The following is a 22,095-nucleotide window of genomic DNA, read 5'->3' as shown; positions in this document are numbered from 1 at the left end:
GGATCCGGACAATCAGAGTATCATGTGAAGGGGGCCGCCGAAGAGTTATTCGGCGGCCTCTTCCGTGTCCTTCACGGCCCGGACGTTGCCATAGACATGGGTCAGGCGCCCCGCCTCGTCCCGCCAAATGCGAGCCGATCCCTCAACCGGCACGGTGGCGCGGTCCTTGCGCTTGAGACGCCCTGAAAATTCGCAGCCGTCGCCTTTTTTCTGCGCCGCCGCGATTTGCTTGCCGACCCGTTCCTGATCCGCCGGAACCAGGAAGGACAGGGCTTCGATTTCCGATTGATTGATGTCTTTCTTGTCGTAGCCCAGCATCGCGATCAGCTTGTCGTCCCAGTAGACGCCGCTCCTGTCGGATTCGAAACTGAAGAAGCCAAGGGCAGAATCCAAAGGCAGCTCTGCGTAGCTTTTTATCAGCATGGCTTCACGCAGCTCAGAGCCGATGTCCTGGTAGGTGCCGATCAGGTAGCTTGGGTCGCCATTGCTGTCGCGCAGCGCGGATCCCTGAACCCGGACGTGGCGGATATCCCCACCTGGTTGACGCAGGCGCGCTTCGAAATCGAAGGGCTCTGCATCCTGGATCGCGCCGTCAAAGGCCGCACGGGCGCGGGCGCGATCTTCGACGTGGAAGACGGCCACGCCTTTTTCCAACGGCATCGGCCCGCGGCTGGAATCGTCGAAGCCGAACATCTCGAAGATGCGATCGGAACAGACCAGCGCGTCTGACTGGATGTTGTAGCGCCAGTGGGCCAGCCCGGTGAGGTTGTCCATCACATGGGCCACTTCCGTGATCGAAGCCATTTCCCGGTTCAGGATCGAGATGGTCAGCCCCGACAGATCAGTGCGCGCTTCGCTGTAGGGCGTGAAGGTGACCCGGTAATTCCCGCCTTCAGTGTCGATCATGAATTCCTTGGCCTGGCGCAGCTTGAAGACCTCTGCCGCGGGTTTGGACAGGATCGGGAAACCTTCGGGGATCGAAAGCTGGGACAGGTGCAGGCCCGTCGCCGGGATCTCGTCGATGTCGAAGAAGCTGCGCGCCAGGTCGGAGGCGCGGCGCACCATCAGCGCGGGATCGGCGGCCAGGATGATGAAGGGACAATCCTTGAGGATCGCATCCAGGTCCGCCAGCACCGTCTGAAGCTCATCGGTGTTGATCTGCAACTCTTCATTGACGGTGATCAGCTCTTCGTTGGCCGATTGCAGTTCCTCGTTGGAGGTTTCCAGTTCCTCGTTCGTGGCCTGGAGTTCCTCGTTCGTGGATTGCATCTCTTCGTTGACGGATTGCAGTTCCTCGTTCGTGGTCTGCAGCTCTTCCACGGTCTGTTGCAGCGCCTCCTGGGTGGAGCGCATGTCCGCTTCCATCCGTTCGATATAGGCGCGGTCCCCTCCGTCGGTGCCGGACTTGGCCTGCGGGGCGCTGTCTTCCTGACGGGTCTGGATCGCGATCAGGCAGTTGTCCTGTTTGCCCGAGGCGTTTTCGATCGGGTAGCACTGGAATTGCACGCGGTTCGTGTCCGCCAGCTGGAACTTGTGCCAGCGAGAGTCCCGCTGCCGCGCCGTCTTCAGGGAGATCGCCATGAGCGAGATCACCTCGTCCCGCAGGGGCTTGCGCAGCAGGCGGACGTTCATGCTGAGCGGTCCGCGTTCGCTGATCTCGATATAGGGAGAGATATCGCCGATGACCCGGACGATATCGCCGTTGCGGGTGGCGATGAAACCGTTCGGCGCCACGGCCTTTGCCAGGCTGTCGAACATGGTGTCCTGGGAACTCTGTGCGGACTGGCGGGTCACCTCACCGGACCCTTGGCTGTACTGGCGGGGCGGGGCGGCGGAGAGGTCCGGGAAGCGATAGTTGGTCAGCCGAGAGGCGCGGCGCTTGGCAAAGATCTTGTCGGCGCCAACGCAGGTTTCAAAGTGCGCCTCCATGGAGCCGACGGTTTCCGAGGTGCCCAGGAAGAGCATCCCTTGGGGGGCCAGCGCGTAATGGACGCGGTAGAGAACACGTTCCTGCAGGGGGGTGTCGAAGTAGATCAGCAGGTTGCGGATCGACACCAGGTCCAGGTTGATGAAGGGCGGATCCTGAAGGATGTTGTGCCGCGAGAAGAGCGTCACGTCGCGCAGTTCACGGACGACGCGCATCTCGTTTCCCGAAAGGTCGAAGTAGCGCGACAGCAGGTGGCTGGGGATGTCCTGGGCGGCGGAGACCGGGTAGACGCCCCGCCGACCCACGTCCAGCGCACGGTCATCGATATCGGTGGCAAAGATCTGCACTTGGCTCTTCTTGAGCTCGTGGGGGCCGCCAAGGGCCTCTGCAAAGAGGATCGCGATGGAATAGGCCTCTTCCCCCGTGGCGCAGCCGGTGACCCAGACGCGCAGCTGGCGCTTGCCGTCCCGCTCCACCAGGGAGTCGATCTGGGCGCGTAGCTGGTCGAACTGGCGCGGGTCGCGGAAGAACCGCGTGACCGAGATCAGCAAGTCCTTGTAGAGCGCATCGACCTCGTCCTGGCTGGTGCGGCAGAAGTCGACGTATTCGGCGTAGGCCTCGATCCCCAGGGCGGTCATGCGGCGGGCGATGCGGCGGTTGACGGTGCTTTCCTTGTAGCCGCGGAAGTCCACGCCGGTGCGGGACAGAAGGATCTGCAGCAGGTCGGCCATGCGCGAGGGCTGCTGGGAAATGTTCTTGAGGTAATCCAGGTCGCGGGGCTGGGAGAGGATGCGGTTGAACTGCTGGCCGATCCGTTCCGGCGTCAACGCCAGGTCGATGCAGCCGGTCCCGATGGCGGAGGAGGGCATGCCGTCATATTTCGCCGAGTCGACTTCCTGAGCGATGGTGATGCCGCCGGCTTCACGGATCGCCTGAATGCCGTAGCTGCCGTCCCGGCCTGTCCCCGACAGCACCACCCCCACCGCGTCTTCGCCGCATTCGGCAGCCAGGCTCTGGAACAGCCGGTCGGCCGAGGGTTTGGGTGTGGCGGGATGCCCGAAGGGTTCGACCAGGCGGAATTTGCCCTCATCCATGATCACGTCCGCATTGGGCGGGGTCACGTAGATGGTGCCGCGCTCGGGCTTCACGTCATCGGTCAGCTCGACCACGGGCATCTGGGTGTCGCGCGATATAAGCGAGGTCAGCAGGCTCTTGTGCGTGGGCGACATGTGCTGGGCGATGACGAAGGTTGCCGTGACCTTGTCGGTCAGGTTCTGGAGCAGGAGCGAGGTCGCCTCAAGCCCGCCTGCGGAGGCGGCGATGCCAACGACATGAAGGCGCTCTGCCTCCGTTTCCGGCTCTGTTGCGACGTCTTTGTCCTCTTCTGCAGACATTGTGTCTTCCTTGGTTTCGCGCGCCGCCTTCCGGTCGGCTCAATCCCTGGCGCAGGGGCCCGGGGCAGGATAACTGGCTGTCCAGCCTTGCCCGGGGTGCCGCTGACCTTCGCGGTACAGAATAATACGATTTCGCTTTTAGGTTGAAGTAATAATGAGCCCATAGTCGCTCCATCGCATTAAGGCAGTGTTAACCGTTCCTACGAAATGATTAGCCCCGGAGACTGCGATCGGACGGAGGCGAAGGTGAGCGCCAGTACTGAGACGAAGAAATTTTCCGCCTACCTGTCATTCGATGACGAGGCGGACCAATGGACCGTGCGATCGGTCGACATCAGCCATACAGGCGTTCTGCACAAGGTGACCTATCCGGATCGCCCGTCCCTGCGGGAGGTCTTCGTGCCTGAGGTCGCTGAAACCGTGCTGTCCCACCTGGAGGGCATCAGCAGGAGTGGCGAGATGCTGTCCAATCCCGATTTCCGCCTGGCGCTGCCGGGGGTGACATTCGAACGGCTGCGCCTGCATACCAAGTTCAGCGATGTGCGGGGGCGGGAAGGGAGCTTCTGGTTCGGGGCCCACGAGGGGCAGCCGCTGGCCGGGCTTCGCCAATATGCAGAGGTGCTGCTGAAAGTGCCCGAGCTGGGCAGCCTGGCCATCCATGCGATCGACCGGGTGATCATTCCCGCGCTGAACATCGTCTCTTCGGTGAAGGGCGGGCTGCGGTCGACCCAGAACGTTGAAATCTTCGAGGATTACACCGGCCGCCTGGTGCAGGAGGCCGATGATCTGATCATGTATGCCGAACTGGTCAAGCGCCTAGTGGAAAACCAGAAAGAGCAGAAAAGCGGATCGACGGAGCTGGACAGCGTCCGGACCGCCATGAAGCTGGTGGAGGGCACGCGCTGCTGATCCGGGCGGGGGGCGCCCGGTCCGGCAGCGCGCCCCGTCGTCACTTCTTGCAGGCGGAGAACTGGTTGGCGACGCCTTCCAGCAGGGCAGGGTAGAACGCCGCGCCCGGTTCCAGCCCGGTGCCCAGCGGATCGATGACCCCCAGGGTCACGTCCCCTTCGGAGAAGACCGATTCGACCAGCCCGCTGTTGAACTGCGGTTCCGTCAGCACGCAGGTGATTCCCTGCTCTGCGATCCGGTCACGCAGCTCTGCCACATGGGCGGCGCCGGGGGCCGTTGCGTCGACACCGGAGAGGGTGCCGGAAGAGGTCAGCCCGTAGCGGTTTTCAAAGTACTGGTAGGCATCGTGGAAGGTCACGAATCTCAGCTGACCGGCATCGCCGATCTCTGCGCTGATGCGGGCGTCCAGCTCTGCCAGTTCGGCCTGAGCCGCCTTTGCATTGGCCGCGTAGGTTTCGGCGTTCTGCGGATCGATCTCTGACAGGGCCTCGGCGATGACCGTGGTCCAGGTCGCGGCATTTTCCGGGTCCAGCCAGGCATGGGGATCGGTCGGGCCGTGGTTGTGACCTTCGTGCCCGTGGTCGTCGTGGTCGTGGCCTGCGTGGTCGTGATCATCATGGTCGTCATGATCGTGGTCGGCATGATCTTCGTGCTCGTGCTCGTGCTCGTGCTCGTGCTCGTGCTCGTGCGCGTCGTGGTCGTGCCCGTCGTGATCATGCGCCTCATGATCATGGTCATCGTGGCCGGCATGGTCTTCGTGGTCGTGGTCATGATCTTCATGCGCGTGATCGTCATGATCCGCGTCATGGTCATGCCCTGCCGCGTCCTGCAGCGCGGCGCCGTTCAGGGCGAAATCATCTGCATGGCGGGTGGGCAGGATGGTGGTGCCGGGGGCCTCCATCAGCTCAATCACGCGGGCATTGCCGGCCAGGCTGTCGAGCGGCGTTTCCATCCAGGGGGTCAGGGCCTCTCCAATCCAGACGACCAGGTCGGCCTGGCTGAGGTTGCGCGCTTCGGAGGGCTTCATGGAATAGCCATGCGGAGAGGCGCCGGGCGGCAGGATCTGATCCGGGGTGCCGACGCCGGTCATCACGCGGGCGACCAGGGATTGGACCGGGGCAATATCGGCGACAACTTTCGGGGCCTCCGCGCGGGCGGAGAGGGCCATGAGGGACAGCGCGGCAGTGCCGGCAAGCAGGGAGAGGCGGCGCATGGAGTATCCTATGTGATAGTATAACATTCCGCCGCTTGATAGTGGTAACTATATAACATATCAAGGGCGAAATTGCGCAGCCGATCAGCCAGGAGATCAGCCATGGACCTGCCGGGGTTCGAAAAACACGATCACGGGACCTGCATACGCGAAGGCGTGGCGGCGGCAGAGGCCGTCTGCACCGATGCCGGTTTGCACTTCACGCCGGTGCGGCGTCGGGTGCTTGAGATCCTGCTGGAAAAGCACCAGGCGCTTGGCGCCTATGACATCCTGGACGTGCTGCGCACTGAGGGGCTGGGATCCCAGCCGCCTGTCGCCTACCGGGCGCTGGATTTCCTGGTGAAGCACGGCTTTGCCCACCGGATCGAACGGCTCAACGCCTTTGTCGCCTGCGCCCATCCCGGGGAAAGCCATTCGCCGGCCTTCCTGATCTGCCGCAAGTGCGACAAGGTTGCCGAGGCAGAGGCAGATCCGGCCAGCGACATGCTGGGCCGTTCGGCGGCCAGCGTGGGCTTCCTGATCGAGCGCGCCGTCGTCGAGGCCGAGGGGCTCTGCCCCGATTGCCGCGAAGGCGCAGCCGCATGAGCCTGGTGTCCCTGAAGGGCGTCTCCATCCGCATGGGCGGGCACCTGGCCCTGTCGAAGGTCGATTTCGCGATCGACCGCGGAGAGATCGTGACCGTCGTGGGCCCCAATGGCTCTGGCAAGTCGACGCTGATGCGGACGATCATCGGCGCGATCCGTCCCACGGAAGGCACGGTGACCCCGGCCCGGGGGCTGCGCATCGGCTATGTTCCGCAGCGCCTGCATATCGAACCGCCCCTGCCGATGAACGTGCGCCGCTTCCTGAGCCTGCCGCGCCGGGTTTCGGACCGCGAGGCACAGGCGGCGCTGGAGCAGGTGGAGGCCACGGGGCTGGACAATCGCCCGATGGCGGGCCTGTCGGGCGGACAGTTCCAGCGCGTCCTGCTGGCGCGCGCGCTGCTGACGCGGCCGGATCTGCTGATCCTGGACGAGGCGACGCAGGGGCTGGACCAGCAGGGCTCGGCCGCCTTTTACCGGCTGATCGAGCAGCTGCGGCAGGAGCTTGGCTGCGCCGTGCTGATGGTCAGCCATGAGCTGCACGTGGTGATGGCGGCCTCTGACCGGGTCATCTGCCTGAATGGCCATGTCTGCTGCGAGGGCGCACCGGAGCACGTGGCCAGCGCGCCGCAATACCGGGCGCTCTTCGGCACCGGCACCGGCGGGGCGCTGGCGCTCTACCGGCATGAGCACAATCACAGCCATGACGCGCATTGCGATCATGGGCACGGCCCGGCGCCCGACCCTGACCACGACCACGATCACCGGGAGGCCTCCTGATGCTGCTTGACGATTTCCTGGTGCGCGCGGCCCTTGCCGGGCTGGGCGTGGCGCTGGCGGCGGCCCCCCTGGGGTGCCTGGTCGTCTGGCGGCGGATGGCCTATTTCGGGGATGCAACGGCCCATGCGGCGGTGCTGGGCGTGGCGCTGGCGCTTGGCTTCGGCCTGTCGGTCTTTACCGGCGTGCTGGTGGTGGCCCTGGCCATGGCGCTGACCGTCTCTGCCCTGTCGGGGCGGGGGCAGGCGATGGATACGATGCTGGGGGTGCTGGCCCATTCGGCCATTGCCGTGGGCCTGGTCGCGGTGTCCTTCCTGCATGGCGTGCGGCTGGACCTGATGGCCTATCTCTTTGGCGACATTCTTGCCGTGGGCAAGGCGGACCTGGCGGTGATCTGGGGCGGCGCGGCCCTGGTGCTGGTGCTGGTGGTCTGGCGCTGGCAGGCGCTGTTGACCGCCACGCTGAGCCCGGACCTGGCCTATGCCTCCGGTCTTGATCCCAAGCGGGAGCAGATGGTGCTGACCGTGGCGCTGGCGCTGGTGGTGGCGGTGGCCATCAAGGTGGTGGGCGCGCTGCTGATCGCCGCGATGCTGATCGTGCCGGCCGCCGCCGCGCGCCCCTTTGCCGCGACGCCCGAGCGTATGGCTGTGATGGCGGCGGTGATCGGCGGGGTCTCTGCCCTGGGGGGCTTGCAGATGTCGCTGATCTTCGACACGCCGACGGGGCCCAGCATCGTCTGCGTGGCCGCCGCGATCTTTGCACTGTCCAGCCTGGCCGGAGCGATACGCCGCACCGTCTGAGCCCTAGCCGAAATAGGCCCGGGCCGAGGGCGCGCGGTCATAGTCGAGGTAAAACTCATCCAGTTGCGGCGGGGCGATCCCGGCGGACTGCAGCTGCACATGAGCCTGGCCGCGGTGGTGCACCTGGTGCTGGAAGAGATGCAGCAGAAGCCTCTCTACCTGCTCTGGCTGGGCGCCGTCCGGGCGCTGCGTGATCCGGCTTTCGCCCAGCATCTCCGGCGTCAGCCCCTGGCAGAAGCGGGCCAGGGCAAGGTCGCTGTCTGCCTGGGCGGCGGCCAGCGCGGCGACGCTGGCGTGATCGGGCAGGGCGCGCAGGGCCTGGCCCTTGCCGCCCTCCTTCAGCGCATCGACGTAGTAAAGATCGACCTGCAGCACATGGTTCAGCGTGGCCTTCAGCGACGGGAAGAAGCCGGGGCGCTTTGCCGCAAAGGCCGCATCATCCAGGCCTGCCATTGCCGAGAGCAGCGTGGCATTGGCCCAGGCGTTGTTCAGGGCCATCAGGCGGTAGGGTTTGCAGGGATCTTGCATCAGGGCACCTCTGGCAGGCGCGGAAGATGCGCCTGATCAGAAGTTCACGTCCACGTCGGGCAATTGCAAGGCCTTCAGCAGGTCGCGCAGTTCCTGGCGGGCCGCGATATTGGACATGTTCAGGCTGGTGATCCCAAGGTCCTTGAGGTCCAGCAGGGTCAGGCCGCGCGGAAAGAGCTCACGGAAGATGACCCTTTCGCTGAAGCCGGGCACCACGCGGAAGCCGATCCGCTGGGACAGCCGGTTGATGGCCGATTCCATCTTCTTCTTGTTGACCATGGCCTGGGTCCCCAGGCGGTTGCGCAGCACCACCCAGTCGATCGGGTTCATGCCGGTCTGGGCGCGCAGCTGGCGGGCGGACCAGACCATTTCGGAATAGACGGAGGGGCCAAGGATCTTGTTGCCCTCGCTATCGGTATTCGCAAGCAGGTCGAAGTCGATGAAACTGTCGTTCAGCGGCGTGATCAGCGTATCGGCCAGCGAATGCGCCACCTGGCTGAGGCGGGTGTGGGAGCCGGGGCAATCGATCAGGATGAAATCGGATACCGGCGCCAGCTCCTCGAGCGCGCGGTAGAGGCGCTTGTCAAAGATGTTCTCGCCCGGGGCAAGTTCTGTCGGTGCGACCTCGGGCAGTTCGTGGAACACCGGAGAGGGCAGCGTCAGCCCTTCCTGTTCCATGGTGCGCTTGCGGTTGGTCACGTAGCGCGCAAAGGTCCGCTGCCGCAAATCCATGTCCATGACGGCAACCCGGTGGCCCATGCGGGCCAGGGCCGTGCCGATATGCATGGAGACGGTGGACTTGCCCGCGCCGCCCTTTTCGTTTCCGACGACGATGATATGCGCCATGCTCAGCCCCTCGTATCAACGGCGCTCTGCGGCGCCTGTGCCGGGGCACTATAGGTTGCGCGGGAATCGAGGAAAAGCGCCGGAGTGCCGATCAAGGGCGAATTCCGGTGCCTGTTGTTGCAGTGCCGGTGCGTTTCTGGATCGGCCCGGGTTTGGGGCGCGTTCGAGGGGCCTCAGCCCTCTGCCGGAATGCCGAAGATGGCGATCACAAGCCCCAGAAGCGCCATGGCGATCCAAAGCAGGCGCCGTGTGCCCGTGGCGTAGCGGGCCGCGATCCCGGCCTGGGCGGCGTAGTAAAGCGCGAAGGCGCGCGAGGCATAGGCGATGATGCTGAACACGTCCGAGGTCCAGGTCAGCACCAGCCCCGTGGCGCAGAGCAGCGCATAGCCCTGCCGCGCGCTGATCTTGCCGCGCGTGAGTTCCTGCACCAGGCCGCCCGCGCCGCTGGTATCGGCCACGGCCGCGCTGAACTGGGCCGCCAGCGCGGCCAGGATCAGCATCACCGGCAGGATGGGAGAGACATTGCCCATCATCCCGATGATCGAGGTTTCCGTCAGCTCGCCATCGGGGACCTCATGGGCGTAGACCAGCAGCAAGACGTAGAGCATGTAGATCGCCGCCGCCACGAGCTGGGCCAGCCGCATCGCACGGATGCGGGTCGGCGCGTCGTAGGTGGAGCCGAGGTAGCGCGCGGTTTCAAACCCCTGGACGGTGACCAGCAGGCCGAAGGCCAGGGTGACGGCGGGCCAGCCCTGGATGCGGATTTCCGGCAGGAAGACCTCGGACCGTTGCAGGGCGCCGGCCATGAAGATGGCAAGACCGGCCAGCAGCCCGGCGATGATCGCCAGCTTGATGCCGACGGTGAAATACTCGGCCCGCTCCAGCGTCTTGAAGCCCTTGCCGTAGCCCAGCACGAAGACCAGCAGGAAGGCGAGCGAGGTCACGATGCGCCCGGTGGGCTGGCCGGGCCAGGGGGTGATCTGGGCAAAGAAGGCGCCGAAGAGGTTCAGGTAGTAGGCCACCGAAATGACATAGGCCAGCGACAGCATGGCCGAGGCCAGGGACTCGGGGCGGGAGCGGTCCTCGTCCTGGCCGAGCCGGGCGATGTTTTCCCGGATCGCGGCCCCGAAGCCCCAGGCGCCAAGGCAGAGCGCGGCCATCATGACCGGGGCCAGCCAGCCGTAGTGATGGGCCAGGATCGGTCCCAGCACCAGGAAGCCCGACCCGATGATGGAGGCCAGCGGCGTGACCGTTGCCCGCCAGAGCGCAGAGCCGCGCAGCCGGGGCAGGAAGAGCAGCCCGCCCATGACCACGGTGGCCAGCAGGACCAGCAGGGAAACGGGGCTGAGGATGTCGGACATGCTGCGGGGCCTTTTTCAACGCGCGGCTGTGGCTGCCGCCCCGTTATCTAACCCAAAGCGGGGAGAAGGAAATCCCGGAACGAAAAATGCCGCAGCGCGGAGCGCTGCGGCATTCTGACGTCACATCTGGCGAAAGGCTTAGAAGCCCAGGCCGGAGTATTTGTTCTTGAACTTGGAGACACGGCCGCCGGCATCCATCAGGCGCGAGTTGCCGCCGGTCCAGGCCGGGTGCACGGTCGGGTCGATGTCGAGCGACATGGTGTCGCCTTCCTTGCCCCAGGTCGAGCGCATCTTGATGATGGTGCCATCGGTCATCTTGACGTCGATGAAGTGGTAGTCGGGGTGGGTATCCGCTTTCATGACGCCGCTCCTCAGGCTTGTGCTTTGGGTTTGTAGTTGGACTGCTCTGCGATACGGGCGGATTTACCGCGGCGCGAACGCAGGTAGTACAGCTTGGCGCGGCGGACACGGCCACGGCGCACGACTTCGATGGAATCGATGTTGGTCGAATGCAGCGGGAACACACGTTCCACGCCTTCACCGAAGGAAATCTTGCGAACGGTGAAAGAGCCGGCAATGCCCGAACCGTTCTTGCGGCTGATGCAGACGCCTTCGTAGTTCTGGATCCGGGAGCGCGTGCCCTCGGTCACCTTGAAGCCGACGCGGATCGTGTCACCGGCCTTGAAATCGGGGATGGTCTTCCCGAGAGCGGCGATTTGTTCCGCCTCGAGCTGTGCGATAATGTCCATCGCTATTCTCCTATCTGCCCGCGGTTGTTCCGCGAAGGTGGTTTCCGCCTCAGAGCTCCGGTCTTCATCGGGTCCCGCCACCGAAACATCGGCGCAGCCCGCAGGAGAGTACAGGTCGACTGTCTTGTGACGGTCTTCCGCCGCCCCAACCCGCCGAAGAAGACAGGCCACAGGCAATGAAAAACCGGTCCGGTTGGCCGATTCCGGCCCCGGACGAGCGGGCTATAAGCCAATTCGGCATACCCCACAAGAGATTTCGGCCCCGATTGCCCTGTCCTGCAAGGGTTTCGGGCCTGTTTTTCGCGGGAGCGACGCGACCGGCGCGGGACCTAGCCGCGCGCCAGCCAGAACAGCTGCGCCGCGGCCTGCCAGGGGTTGGCGGGCAGCCCGATCTCTGCCCCCTTGCCGCGCAGCAGATCGAGCAGGGCGGGGCCGGCCCCCTCTACCCCGTGGCGTTCCAGGAAGAGCGCGAGCGTTTCGGCGTCATGCACCCCGGCGACGGCATCGTCCAGCAGCCCGGCGCGGGCGGCGGACCACAGGTCCGGGCGGCGCTGGCGGGTGATCTGTTCGCTCATGGCCTGGCGCCACTTGGCGATTTCTCCATGGTGGCCGGACATCAGCACGTCCGGGATCGCGCGGCCCTGCCAGTCTGCCGGGCGTGTATACTGGGGATGTTCCAGCAGCCCGTCGGAAAAGCTTTCCTCTTCGGTGGAGGCGGCGTTGCCCAGCACGCCGGGCAGCAGGCGCACCACCGCGTCCAGCATGGCCATCGCGGCGATCTCTCCGCCGGTCATGACGAAATCCCCAAGCGAGACCTCCATCACGCCGTAGTGTTGCAGCACCCGTTCATCGAGCCCCTCGAAGCGGCCGCAGATCAGGTTCACGCCATCGGCGCGCGCCAGGGTCTTGGCCATCTGCTGGTCAAAGCGCCGCCCGCGCGGGCTGAGGTAGATCAGCGGTGCATTGCCGCGCGAGCTGCGCAAGACGTCCTCGATCGCGCTGCCCATCACGTCGGGGCGCAGGACCATGCCCGCGCCACCGCCGGCGGGGGTGTCATCCACGTTGCGGTGCTTGCCCGCGCCATAGGGGCGCAGGTCCGTGGTGGACATCTGCCACAGCCCTTCCTGCAGGGCCTTGCCGGTCAGGCTTTCGCCCAGGATCCCGGGAAAGGCCTGGGGCAGCAGGGTGATGATCTGCGCCTGCCAGACCCCGGCCAGGCGGGGGGCCTCATCCATCAGGCTGCGCGGCTTGAGGCTGGCGGTAATGCTCTTGCGACCATGGGATTTCGGGATCATCGGTCCTCGCTTGGAATGTCTTGCACCGTGGAGGCAAGGAGCGCGCGTTTCCGGCGCTTCAGCTCTGCCTCCGTCAGATCGGAGCGGTTGAGGTCAAGGAGGCTGGCGCGGATGTCGGCGGGCAGCTTCCGGTTGGCATGGGGAATGGGGCGCAGGCGGGCGCGCACGCGGGGCGGCACCCGCGCATGATCCAGCAGCGGCGTCAGCGGCCCATGGGGCAGGGCCTGCGCCGCGTCGAGGTCCAGCGCGGTGACCTCTGCATCGGGCAGGGCGGCGGCCACGGCGGCGACGGGCACTGACAGATCCGCGTGATCGGCTTGCCAGGCGGTATACTCCGCCTCTTTCATGGTGAAGCGATCGGCCCGCAGGTGCTGGGCATGGCAGCTGAGGATCCAGCCCTGCGGCGCGCGTGTGGTGAAGTGGATCGCGACCTCTGGGCGCGCGCTCCAGACCGCGGCCGCCGTATCGACCAGCGTTGTCAGCAGCTCTGGCGCACTGGGGTAAAGGCAGCGCCCCTTGCGGCCCGGGATCGCGCCGGAGAGGTCCTCGCTGGACAAAAGCACCGGGCGGGGGTCCTGAGCATCCAGCCCCTCGAAAAGGCGGGCGGCTTCATAGACCACGTGGCTCAGGCTGACGGGGCCGGGGTTGGCGCCGTGAGCGCGCGTCGCGGCGCAAAGCGCTGCCATGTCGCGTTTCACGAGGGGGCGCAGCACCCGGCGCATCTGGCGGCGGTCAAGGTCCAGCACCTGCTGGACAGAGGTTGTCCCGGTCTTGTGGAAACCGGCATGCAGGACAAGCCGGGGAGGCATGTCAGAACAGGCCCTCTGGCGGATCGGCGATGATCCGGCCTGCCTCAAGATCGACGGTTGGAACGGCGTCGCGGGTGAAGGGCAGCAGAACGGCGGTCTTGAGACCGGGTCCGGTGATTTCCAGCAGGTCGCCGGCGCCGTGGTCCATCACGGCCTTCACGCGGCCCAGTTCTGTCCCGCCGGTGTCCAGCACCGTCAGGCCGATCAGGTCGGCATGGTAGAATTCGTCATCGGGAAGGGCGGGCAGGCGATCGCGCGGCGCATAAAGCCGCTGACCGCGCAGGGCGTCGGCCTCTTCCTTGGTTTCAACGTCGCTGAGGCGGGCGGAGAAACCGTTCTTGATCGGACGGGTCAGGGTGAGGGTCCAGAACCGTTTGCCCGTGGCATCCGACAGGGGAGAGTAATCGCCGATCGCTTCGGGGTCGGCGCAGAAGCTTTTCAGCCGCACCTCTCCGCGCACGCCGAAAGAGCCGGCGATGGCACCAACGCAGATCAGGCCGGTGTCTTCGGGGTCGGGGGTCTCAGTTTCGCTCACCTTGGTCATCCCGATAAGAATGGCCGGAGCCGGAAGGCCGCCGGCGCAAATGCACTGTCAGAAAAGGACTGCTGCCAGCATGAACGTGGCAGTGGTCGCTGGAGGGAAGCCTACTGGCAAAGGGCGTCCGCGAGAAGGCCGGCATCGGCTTCGCAGGCCTGTTGCTGGCGTTCGTGTTCATAGAGCATCCCGGCCACGAAAGCGGCGCCTAGCATGAAGATCAGGCGGAAGGGGCGCAGCAGCAAGGGGATCTCCGGTCAGAAGGGTCTCCCCCGGCAGCAGCAGGCTGGCACCGGGGGAGGCTGCGATCACTCGGCAGCGGCTTCTTCGGAAGCTTCGGCAGCCTTGGCGGCCTTGGCTTCTGCACGCTCCTGGGCAGCTTTGCCCGGGGTGCCTTTTTTCGGGTTGGAGCGCTCTTTCTTCTCGGTCACGCCGGCAGCTTCGAGGAAGCGTGCAACGCGGTCGGTCGGCTGTGCGCCTTGCTCGATCCAGTACTTGATCCGGTCGAGGTCCAGCTTGATGCGCTCTTCGCTGTCCTTGGGGAGCAGCGGGTTGTAGGTGCCCAGCTTCTCGATGAAGCGGCCATCGCGCGGCATGCGGCTGTCAGCAGCGACGACGCGGTAGAAGGGGCGTTTTTTCGAGCCACCACGGGCAAGACGGATTTTCATGGCCATTGGGTTATCTCCTTTGAATGGCGTTGGTCTGGCGGGCTTTGCCGCCGGTCAGTCGTGTCGGCGGGCAGGGCCGCCGGTCTCTTGGTGAGGGGGCCTTGCGGATCCCCTCAGGATTGGTGTTGCCGGTGATGCCGGATCACCTCCTGAATGACGAAATTCAGGAATTTCTTCGCGAAGTCCGGGTCGAGGTCGGCCTGGGTCGCGAGGTCTTCGAGGCGGGCGATCTGCGCCGCCTCGCGGTCCGGGTCGGAGGGCGGAAGGTCGTTTTCGGCCTTCAGCTTCCCCACGGCCTGGGTGTGCTTGAATCTTTCGCCCAGCGTATAGACGAGGATCGCGTCCAGCCGGTCGATGCTTTGACGGTGCTCTTTCAGCAGAACAGCCGCGCGGGCGACGGGATCGAGGGTCTCAGTCAAGGGCATATCCTTTCGGCTGGAAGAGCGGATCCTGGTAGGAGCGGATCTCCATCTCGATCCCGTCCGCGATCTGGCTGTCGCGCAGCACGGCCGGCGAGGGGTGGCGATAGCAGACGTCGTTGCCATCCACGCTTTGTGCCGCGCTGTCCTTCACCGCGCCGAGCCGTTCGGCGAGGCGGATGGAATCGAGGTTCTTGGGATCCACGTAGGACACCGCCCCTTCCCATCCCAGGGTGTCGTAGAAATAACCGCGCGCCGCATGGGTGGCTTCAAGGGCATAGCCCTTGCCGGCGGTTTCGGGCCAGATGATCCAGGCCAGCTCTGCCTCTGGCCACTGGGCGGGTTTCCAGCCGCCGGCCATGCCCAGGGGCTTGTCGGTCTGCTTGTCGTGGATCATCCACATGCCGTAGCCGCGGATCTGCCAATGGCCCATTTCCGCGGCGTAGAGCATCCAGGTTTCATAGGCCGTCAGCGGCCCGCCCATGAAGCGCGACCGGTAGGAGGAGAAGGTCGCCCGGAAGTTCGGGTAATCCTCGGGCTCCGGTCCGCGCAGGACAAGGCGGGTGGTTTCGATGACGGGGATATCAACGGCCATCGGAGCCTCCTGCCACCGAGGGGTGGCGGTAGACCAGCACGGTGCTGCCGAAGAATTCGGGCCGTTCGCGTTCGACCGTGGCGCCCAGGCGTTCGGCCACGGCGCGAGAGCGCGTGTTGGCCGGATCGATGTAGGAAATCAGGCGGTCCAGCCCCCAGCTTTCGGCGGCGTAGCGGCGCGCGACAAGGGCGGCTTCGGTGACGTAGCCGCGCCCCTCGTGGTCCGCGAAGATGTGCCAGCCGATTTCCGGTTCATCCCACATCAGGTGGTTGATCACGCCGACGCGCCCGACGGTCTGGCCGCTGGCCTTCTCTTGCAGGGTCCACATGCCGTAGCCGCGCCACATCCAGTGGCCGATGCCGGTCAGGAAGCCGCGCCAGACGGTATCGGCATCCGTCACCGGCCCGCCGAGATAGCGCATCCGGTCCGCATCGCTGTTGAAGGCGCAGAGCGGTTCGAAATCCTGCGGCTCGGGACCGCGCAGGATCAGCCGCTCGGTCTCGATCACGGGGATCGGCAGGTCGTTGGTGCGGGGGCCAAGAGCGGTCATGCGTAGGCCTCTGCGCCGCCGTTCACCAGCGTGTCGGGCGCGGGGTGGCGGTAAATATCGAGCTTGCCGAAGCGCGGGTGGGCATATTCGCCGTCAAGCCAGGCGCCGAGGCGCAGGGCCACGCGGGCAGAGCCCAGGTTTTCCGGCTTCACCAGGCTGATCGCGGTGGACCAGCCCAGGATGTCATAGGCATAGGCGCGCGCGGCCTCGCCGGCTTCGGTGGCATAGCCCTTGCCCTCATGGCCGTTCATGAGATCCCAGCCGATTTCCGGTTCGGGCCAGCCCTCGGGGTTCCACAGGCCGACCATGCCGACGGTCGCGCCGGTTTCGGTGACGTCCACCATCCAGCGGCCATAGCCGCGCAGGGTCCAGTGGCCGATTTCCGTGGCCAGCTGGCGCCAGGTCTGTTCGCGGGTCAGCGGGCCGCCCACGAAGCGCGAGCGGTTAGAGGCGTAGAAGGCACAGAGGGCCTCCATGTCCCCGGACGCAGGCGCGCGCAGGGTCAGCCGTTCGGTGGTAAGCCGCGGGATGGCGTGCAGATCGCTCATGCCAACCCCTCCAGCAGCTTGCGGCCGGCGGCCGTCTTGGGGAAGTGGCGCCAGATCCGCAGATCGCCCGTCATGTGGTGGAAGAACATGCCTTCGGCGCGCGCGCCCAGGCGTTCGACCATGGCCACGGAGCGGTCATTGGCGGGATCCACCAGGGAGATGCAGGAGGCCCAGCCCTTTTCCTGGAACAGCCAGTCCAGCACGCAGCGGGCGGATTCGGTCGCAATGCCGCGCCCTTCTGCGCCGTCCAGCAGTTGCCAGGACAGCTCCGGCTCAGGCCAGCCACGGGGGAACCAGGGGCCGACAAGGCCACAGTTCATGCCGGTGCTCTTCTCGATCACGGCGAAATGGCCGAAGCCACGCAGGTGCCAGTGACCGATGATCGTGGCGATGGACCACCAGGCGGCTTCCTCATCGGGGTGCTGGTCCACGAAGGGGCGGGCACCGGGCATGAGATAGGCCGCCACCGCGTCGAATTCCGGCGCGGCAGGAGAGATCAGGCGCAGGCGCTCTGTCTCGATGGTCGGGAAGGCGGGGGCCGTGGGGATCATTGCAGCACCTCCGAAGGCCGTGCCGTCATGAGGCCAGCCGCCATGGGGCCGCGCGCGATTTGCATCGCGGCGGTCATCGCGGCGGCCCGGGGGCGGGCCCGAGGGGTTATGATCCCGTTCAGCTTCATTTCTTCTTGCCGAACCCCGACAGGCCGGAGGGCAGGCCGCCGCCGCCAAGACCGGGCAGGCCACCCTTGCCGCCCATGGCCTTCGCGGCCTCTTCCAGCGCCTTGGGGTCCATCTGCGAAGGATCCATGCCGCCGGGCATGCCGCCCTTGCCCAACATGCCCTTCATGGCCTGTTTCATCATGCCGCCTTTGCCCATCTTGCCCATCTTCTTCATCATATCCGCCATCTGGCGGTGCATCTTCAGAAGCTTGTTGAGGTCGCTGACCTCCTGGCCGGAACCGGCGGCGATGCGTTTCTTGCGCGAGGCCTGCAGGATCTGCGGGTTGGCGCGTTCCTTCTTGGTCATGGACTGGATCAGGGCGATCTGGCGGTTGACGACCTTGTCGTCGAAACCGGCTTCCTGCACCTGCTTGGCCATCTTGCCCATGCCGGGCATCATGCCCATGATGCCTTCCATGCCGCCCATCTTCTGCATCTGCTCAAGCTGGGACTTCAGGTCGTTCATGTTGAACTGACCCTTCTGGAAGCGCTTCATCATGCGCTCGGCCTGTTCGGCCTCCAGCGTCTGCTGCGCCTTCTCGACCAGGGCGACGATATCGCCCATGCCAAGGATCCGGCCCGCGATCCGCTCTGGCTCGAAGGTTTCGAGCGCGTCCATCTTTTCGCCAAGGCCGACGAACTTGATCGGCTTGCCGGTGACCGCGCGCATCGAGAGCGCCGCACCACCACGGCCGTCGCCGTCCATCCGGGTCAGCACCACGCCGGAGACGCCGATCTTGTCGTCGAACTCCGTTGCGACGTTGACGGCATCCTGGCCGGTCAGGCCATCGACCACCAGCAGGGTTTCGCGCGGAGTGACCACGTCACGGACATCGGCGGCCTGCTGGATCAGCTCTTCGTCGATGTGCAGGCGGCCGGCGGTGTCCAGCATGTAGACATCATAGCCCCCCAGGCCCGCCTGGGTCTTGGCGCGCTTGGCGATGGCAACGGGGGACTCGCCCTTGACGATGGGCAGGGTGTCCACGCCGATCTGCGCGCCGAGGATCTGCAGCTGTTCCATGGCGGCCGGGCGGTTGACGTCAAGCGAGGCCATCAGGACCTTCTTGCCGTCCCGCTCCTTCAGGCGCTTGGCCAGTTTCGCGGTCGTCGTCGTCTTGCCCGAGCCCTGCAGACCCACCATCAGGATCGGCGCGGGCGGGCTGTCCACCTTCAGCTTGCCGGGGTCGCCTTCGCCCGCCAGGGTCGCGATCAGCTCGTCATGGACGATCTTCACGACCTGCTGGCCGGGGGTCACGGACTTGGTAACCGATTGACCGGTCGCCTTTTTCTCAACCGACTTGATGAAGTTGCGGGCCACCGGCAGAGAGACGTCCGCCTCAAGCAGGGCGACGCGCACTTCGCGCAGGGCGGTGCGCACGTCGTCTTCGGACAGCGCGCCTGCCTTGGTGAGACGATCGAAGACGCCGGAGAGGCGTTCGGATAGATTTTCAAACATGCCCCGGCCCTCCTAAGACCTTTTGCCAAATGATACCCCCAATTTGGGTGGGGGAGGTTAAAGCCGCAACCATTGCCGGACAAAGACCAAATACACCAGTGGGCGCAACGCGCTGACTGGTGGCGATCCCCGCAAAGGCGATGGGACCGGAATCGTCACGGATTCCGGAAATTCAGGCTTGCATCTACGCTTGAAGAGGGGGTGAGTCAACCGAAAGGGGGCATGGGGCCGCCCCGGGCGACGGGTGCCGAACGTGCCCCGAAAGGCGCGTCGGTACAACGTCTGTATCGTGTCGGTATGACGTCGGTATCACGTCGGTGCGCTCCGACCGCCGGATTAGGCCTTTCGAAACGCTCGGGCAGGGGCGATTGGCGCCCCATTTGAGCGGGGGACAGGCCCGCTCATACAGTCGTGTCAGTTCTTGTCGTGGTTGTGTTCCACGATCGGCTCTGCCTTGTCGGGCGGCGTGGCCTTGTCGTCACGGGACTTCGACTTGTCCTTCTTCTCGCCGCTGTCGGAGGTATCGGAGTTCTCTTCCGTCACCGGATCGGGATCGTCGCCGGAATGGGCGCTGGACATCACCACCCCGGGGCGGGCGCCGTGCATCGGGTCCTGCAGCGGATCGGAGGAGGGTTCGGAGAAGCTGCGCGCGCGGCGGAGCGGCAGCCGCTTGGGCGCGCGGTTCATGCGATCGCGCAGCAGCACGGTAGCGACAAGCGCGCCGGTCGCGGCAAGGCCAAGGCCTAGGATGCCGGCGGGCGTGAAGCTGGGAAGGTTGTAGGCCATGGTTTTGCGGGTCCTCTGAGGGAGCGGGATTTTCTGTGTCTGCATATCTATGAGATCAACGCGCCGGCACGAGGATTGTTCCTGTGACGCAACCTGACGGCGAAATGCGGCTTCTTACTTGCATCTGCGCACGAAAGCCGCATTGTTCCGTGGTTGAAGTTTTCTTGCGCACAGGCCAGCCATGGACAATTGGGATGAGATCCGCACCGCCTACCAGGTGGCCCGTCTGGGGACGGTCTCCGGGGCGGCGGATGTGCTGGGGGTTCACCATGCCACGGTGATCCGCCATATCGACGCGCTTGAGCGCCGGCTGGGGGTGAAGCTGTTCCAGCGGCACACGCGCGGCTATACCGCCACCGAAGCCGGGCAGGACCTGTTGCGGGTGGCCCAGGCCACCGATGACCAGTTCAGCCAGCTGTCCGCCCGCATCAAGGGCCGCGGCAACGAGGTGTCCGGAGAGCTTGTCGTTACCACCATCGGCGGGCTGAGCCAGCTTCTGGTGCCGATCCTTGCCGAGTTCCAGGAGGCCTACCCGGACGTGGAGCTGCGCTATCTGACCTCGGCCCGGCTGTTCCGGCTGGAATACGGCGAGGCACACGTGGCCATCCGCGCCGGCAGTCCGCCGCAGCAGCCCGACAACGTGGTGCAGCCCTTCCTGCGGCTGCGCAGCGCGATCTACGGCAGCAAGGATTACATCGCCCGCAACGGCATGCCGGAGATCCCCGGCAAGATGGCCGGGCACCGCTTCGTTGGGATGGACGATCCCACCAGCCGCGCCCCCTTCGCCCAGTGGATGCGCGAGAACATCCCGGCCCACCAGGTCGTCTTCCGCTCCGGCGATCCGCGCGCCAACCGGCAGGCGGTGCTGTCCGGCGTGGGGATGGGGTTCCTGGGCACCTATGAGCTGGAGAACAACAGCGACATGGTGGAGGTCCATCCGCCGCTGGATGAATGGGACAGCCGCCTGTGGCTGGTCACCCACATGGACCTGCACCGCACGACAAAGGTGCAGGCCTTCCTGAACTTCCTCAAGGATCACACCGCCCATATGCGGGATGCCCACCGTTGAGGGCAGCCGCTGCCGCCGGCCCGCGGGAAGAGGCCCGGGGCCATCTGGCCATGCTGCTTTTTTCCGGGCTGGTCGCGGGCAGTTTCATCCTGGGGGCCCTGGCGATGCCCTACGTGGATGCCGGTGCCTTTACCGCGCTGCGCTTCGTCGTGGCCGCCGCGGCGCTGGGCGTGCTGGCGGCGATGTCGGGGCTGAACCGCGCGCAGTTCCGCGCGCCCTGGCGCTACCTGCTGCTGGGCGGCATCTTCACCATATACTTCGTCACCATGTTCGAGGGGCTGCGCACCGCCGCGCCGGTGTCGCAATCCGCGGTCTTCACCCTGGTGCCGCTGATGTCCGCCGGCTTCGGCTGGCTGATCATGCGCCAGGTCACCACCCGGCGCATGGCGCTGGCCCTTGCGGTGGGCGCGGCCGGGGCGGTCTGGGTGATCTTCCAGGGGGATCTGGGCGCGCTGGCCCGGTTCGAGCTGGGGCGGGGCGAGCGGATCTACTTCTTCGGCTGCCTGGCCCATGCCATCTACGCGCCGCTGGTGCCCCGGCTGAACCGGGGCGAGGCGCCGCTGGTCTTCACCTTCGGCACGCTGAGCGCCGGGGCCGTGCTGCTGTGCGCCTGGTTCTGGCCCCAGATCCGCGCGACGGACTGGCTGGCCCTGCCGGGGATCGTCTGGTTCACGCTGGTCTACACGGCGATCGTGGCCTCTGCCATCACCGGCGTGCTGCTGCAATTCGCCAGCCTGCGGCTGAAGTCGGCCAAGGTCATGGCCTATACCTACCTCGTGCCAAGCTGGGTGATCCTGTACGAGGTCGCGCTGGGCCGGGGTCTGCCGCCGGCGATCATCCTGGGCGGGGTCGCCCTGACCATCATCGCGCTGCTCGTCCTGCTGAAGGACTAGGCCCTGCTGCGGTCGTCCTGGGTTTCGGGGTCGCTGGCATCATCGGCGGCACCGTCATTGATGTCATCGGGCTGGCCGTCCTGCGCTTCGCCCAGTTCGGCGGCCAGGAAGCGCTCGAAATCGTCCAGGTTCACCGCCTCGAACTGGCCGAAGCCCTGCATCCAGACCGAGGCCTCGCGCAGGGCGGCCGGCTCAAGCTTGCACCATTTGACCCGCCCGCGCTTTTCCTGGCTGATCAGCCCGGCGGTGGCCAGGATCGTCAGGTGCTTGGAGATCGCGGCCAGCGACATCTCGAAGGGATCGGCGACATCGGTCACCGCCATGTCGTCTTCCAGCAGCATGGCAAGGATCGCCCGGCGGGTCGGGTCGCTGAGCGCTGCGAAGACGTGATCGAGGGTTGGAGCCATGGCCCCAATTAGGTCCGGCGCGGGGGCGGCGTCAACTGGAACGCTCAACCGGACAGTTGAGCTTTCGCGGCTTTGCAGGGGCTTGGTGGGGCTGGGAATTCCATGTTCAACCGAAAGGTTGAGGATGGTTTGAGGGTCGGTTTCCCGGCTCTTGGCGGCAATCCGGATGATTTTACAGGAATAAGGTGGCGAATTAGGTGTTGAATTACAAGGACTTGGCGCCGCGATCCCGCGCGTTCACGGTTGCTTGACTCGGGGCGG

Annotated in this window: 25 protein-coding genes and 1 pseudogene; 6 read left to right on the top strand and 20 right to left on the bottom strand. The window is 65.6% G+C overall.

The features are described from left to right. Window positions 1–45 precede the first annotated feature (45 nt). Entirely contained in the window at window positions 46–3,321 is a 3,276-nt protein-coding gene (locus tag HCZ97_RS15120; RefSeq protein WP_167689609.1) for a chemotaxis protein CheB, read from the bottom strand. Between the two features lie 246 nt (window positions 3,322–3,567). Between HCZ97_RS15120 and HCZ97_RS15115 the strand changes: the two genes are divergently transcribed. After that, on the top strand, window positions 3,568–4,230 hold the full coding sequence (locus HCZ97_RS15115) for a hypothetical protein (protein ID WP_167689608.1): 663 nt from the start codon (window positions 3,568–3,570) through the stop codon (window positions 4,228–4,230). A gap of 40 nt (window positions 4,231–4,270) precedes the next feature. Here HCZ97_RS15115 and HCZ97_RS15110 read toward each other — a convergent pair whose 3' ends face one another. Further along, entirely contained in the window at window positions 4,271–5,443 is a 1,173-nt protein-coding gene (locus tag HCZ97_RS15110) for a zinc ABC transporter substrate-binding protein (RefSeq protein ID WP_167689606.1), read from the bottom strand. 102 nt (window positions 5,444–5,545) lie between these two features. Between HCZ97_RS15110 and HCZ97_RS15105 the strand changes: the two genes are divergently transcribed. The 3 genes from HCZ97_RS15105 to HCZ97_RS15095 are packed head-to-tail and all read left to right on the top strand — an operon-like array spanning window position 5,546 to window position 7,601. Then, window positions 5,546–6,028 carry a transcriptional repressor gene (locus tag HCZ97_RS15105; protein WP_167689605.1) on the top strand — a complete coding sequence of 161 codons (483 nt, stop codon included), beginning with the start codon at window positions 5,546–5,548 and terminating at the stop codon, window positions 6,026–6,028. Next, window positions 6,025–6,804: a metal ABC transporter ATP-binding protein gene (locus HCZ97_RS15100; protein WP_167689603.1), complete on the top strand. Its 780-nt coding sequence runs from the start codon at window positions 6,025–6,027 to the stop codon at window positions 6,802–6,804. The genes HCZ97_RS15105 and HCZ97_RS15100 overlap by 4 nt, the downstream gene beginning before the upstream one ends. Continuing rightward, complete coding sequence (locus HCZ97_RS15095; protein WP_167689601.1) at window positions 6,804–7,601, top strand: metal ABC transporter permease; 798 nt, start codon at window positions 6,804–6,806, stop codon at window positions 7,599–7,601. The genes HCZ97_RS15100 and HCZ97_RS15095 overlap by 1 nt, the downstream gene beginning before the upstream one ends. Window positions 7,602–7,604: 3 nt before the next feature. On the opposite strand, the gene HCZ97_RS15090 is transcribed toward HCZ97_RS15095, so the two are convergent. The 17 genes and pseudogenes from HCZ97_RS15090 to HCZ97_RS15015 all read right to left on the bottom strand — a co-directional run bounded on the left by HCZ97_RS15090 (window position 7,605) and on the right by HCZ97_RS15015 (window position 19,465). Next, a complete protein-coding gene (locus HCZ97_RS15090) occupies window positions 7,605–8,129 on the bottom strand; it encodes a DinB family protein (protein WP_167689599.1) in 525 nt (174 codons plus the stop codon). 36 nt (window positions 8,130–8,165) lie between these two features. Next, window positions 8,166–8,975, bottom strand: coding sequence for a division plane positioning ATPase MipZ (locus tag HCZ97_RS15085; protein ID WP_167689597.1), 810 nt, complete (start codon window positions 8,973–8,975; stop codon window positions 8,166–8,168). A 173-nt stretch (window positions 8,976–9,148) separates the two neighbouring features. Further along, a complete protein-coding gene (locus tag HCZ97_RS15080; protein ID WP_167689596.1) occupies window positions 9,149–10,336 on the bottom strand; it encodes a hypothetical protein in 1,188 nt (395 codons plus the stop codon). A 138-nt stretch (window positions 10,337–10,474) separates the two neighbouring features. Beyond that, entirely contained in the window at window positions 10,475–10,696 is a 222-nt protein-coding gene (gene rpmE, locus HCZ97_RS15075) for a 50S ribosomal protein L31 (RefSeq protein WP_167689594.1), read from the bottom strand. Between the two features lie 11 nt (window positions 10,697–10,707). Next, window positions 10,708–11,085, bottom strand: coding sequence for a 50S ribosomal protein L19 (rplS, locus tag HCZ97_RS15070; protein WP_167689592.1), 378 nt, complete (start codon window positions 11,083–11,085; stop codon window positions 10,708–10,710). Between the two features lie 533 nt (window positions 11,086–11,618). Continuing rightward, window positions 11,619–12,380, bottom strand: a pseudogene (trmD, locus tag HCZ97_RS15065) (tRNA (guanosine(37)-N1)-methyltransferase TrmD); the annotation flags it as partial. Further along, window positions 12,377–13,189 (bottom strand): hypothetical protein, encoded by an 813-nt coding sequence (locus HCZ97_RS15060; protein WP_167689588.1) that lies wholly within the window; start codon window positions 13,187–13,189, stop codon window positions 12,377–12,379. The gene HCZ97_RS15060 and the pseudogene trmD, both read right to left, overlap by 4 nt. A gap of 1 nt (window position 13,190) precedes the next feature. Continuing rightward, window positions 13,191–13,733 carry a ribosome maturation factor RimM gene (gene rimM, locus HCZ97_RS15055; RefSeq protein ID WP_167689586.1) on the bottom strand — a complete coding sequence of 181 codons (543 nt, stop codon included), beginning with the start codon at window positions 13,731–13,733 and terminating at the stop codon, window positions 13,191–13,193. A 101-nt stretch (window positions 13,734–13,834) separates the two neighbouring features. Then, window positions 13,835–13,969, bottom strand: a complete 135-nt coding sequence (locus tag HCZ97_RS20760; protein ID WP_303048723.1) for a hypothetical protein — start codon at window positions 13,967–13,969, stop codon at window positions 13,835–13,837. Between the two features lie 63 nt (window positions 13,970–14,032). Continuing rightward, window positions 14,033–14,398 carry a 30S ribosomal protein S16 gene (gene rpsP / locus HCZ97_RS15050; protein WP_167689584.1) on the bottom strand — a complete coding sequence of 122 codons (366 nt, stop codon included), beginning with the start codon at window positions 14,396–14,398 and terminating at the stop codon, window positions 14,033–14,035. Window positions 14,399–14,505: 107 nt separating this feature from the next. Then, window positions 14,506–14,817, bottom strand: coding sequence for a chorismate mutase (locus HCZ97_RS15045; protein WP_167689582.1), 312 nt, complete (start codon window positions 14,815–14,817; stop codon window positions 14,506–14,508). Next, window positions 14,804–15,406 carry a GNAT family N-acetyltransferase gene (locus tag HCZ97_RS15040; RefSeq protein WP_167689580.1) on the bottom strand — a complete coding sequence of 201 codons (603 nt, stop codon included), beginning with the start codon at window positions 15,404–15,406 and terminating at the stop codon, window positions 14,804–14,806. Before HCZ97_RS15040 ends, HCZ97_RS15045 begins: the two co-directional genes overlap by 14 nt. Further along, window positions 15,396–15,956 (bottom strand): GNAT family N-acetyltransferase, encoded by a 561-nt coding sequence (locus HCZ97_RS15035; protein WP_167689578.1) that lies wholly within the window; start codon window positions 15,954–15,956, stop codon window positions 15,396–15,398. The genes HCZ97_RS15040 and HCZ97_RS15035 overlap by 11 nt, the downstream gene beginning before the upstream one ends. Then, window positions 15,953–16,504 (bottom strand): GNAT family N-acetyltransferase, encoded by a 552-nt coding sequence (locus HCZ97_RS15030; protein WP_167689576.1) that lies wholly within the window; start codon window positions 16,502–16,504, stop codon window positions 15,953–15,955. The genes HCZ97_RS15035 and HCZ97_RS15030 overlap by 4 nt, the downstream gene beginning before the upstream one ends. Continuing rightward, entirely contained in the window at window positions 16,501–17,055 is a 555-nt protein-coding gene (locus HCZ97_RS15025; RefSeq protein ID WP_167689574.1) for a GNAT family N-acetyltransferase, read from the bottom strand. Before HCZ97_RS15025 ends, HCZ97_RS15030 begins: the two co-directional genes overlap by 4 nt. A gap of 124 nt (window positions 17,056–17,179) precedes the next feature. Then, window positions 17,180–18,679, bottom strand: a complete 1,500-nt coding sequence (ffh, locus tag HCZ97_RS15020; RefSeq protein ID WP_167689572.1) for a signal recognition particle protein — start codon at window positions 18,677–18,679, stop codon at window positions 17,180–17,182. 414 nt (window positions 18,680–19,093) lie between these two features. Next, the gene (locus HCZ97_RS15015) at window positions 19,094–19,465 is read right to left on the bottom strand and encodes a hypothetical protein (protein WP_167689570.1); all 372 of its coding nucleotides are present in this window, start codon (window positions 19,463–19,465) and stop codon (window positions 19,094–19,096) included. A gap of 181 nt (window positions 19,466–19,646) precedes the next feature. On the opposite strand from HCZ97_RS15015, the gene HCZ97_RS15010 reads away from it, so the two are divergent. Next, the gene (locus tag HCZ97_RS15010) at window positions 19,647–20,534 is read left to right on the top strand and encodes a LysR family transcriptional regulator (protein WP_167689568.1); all 888 of its coding nucleotides are present in this window, start codon (window positions 19,647–19,649) and stop codon (window positions 20,532–20,534) included. Further along, a complete protein-coding gene (locus HCZ97_RS15005) occupies window positions 20,531–21,427 on the top strand; it encodes a DMT family transporter (protein WP_303048722.1) in 897 nt (298 codons plus the stop codon). Before HCZ97_RS15010 ends, HCZ97_RS15005 begins: the two co-directional genes overlap by 4 nt. Here the strand turns inward: HCZ97_RS15005 and HCZ97_RS15000 are convergent. Further along, window positions 21,424–21,834, bottom strand: coding sequence for a helix-turn-helix transcriptional regulator (locus HCZ97_RS15000; RefSeq protein WP_167689565.1), 411 nt, complete (start codon window positions 21,832–21,834; stop codon window positions 21,424–21,426). The two genes, HCZ97_RS15005 and HCZ97_RS15000, sit on opposite strands and share 4 nt — an antisense overlap. Window positions 21,835–22,095 lie beyond the last annotated feature (261 nt).

Source organism: Pseudooceanicola sp. HF7 (genome assembly GCF_011806405.1).
Classification (GTDB): Bacteria; Pseudomonadota; Alphaproteobacteria; order Rhodobacterales; family Rhodobacteraceae; genus Pseudooceanicola.
Note: the sequence above shows the minus strand (reverse complement) of the source record. Positions and strands in the feature narration are given on the sequence as shown.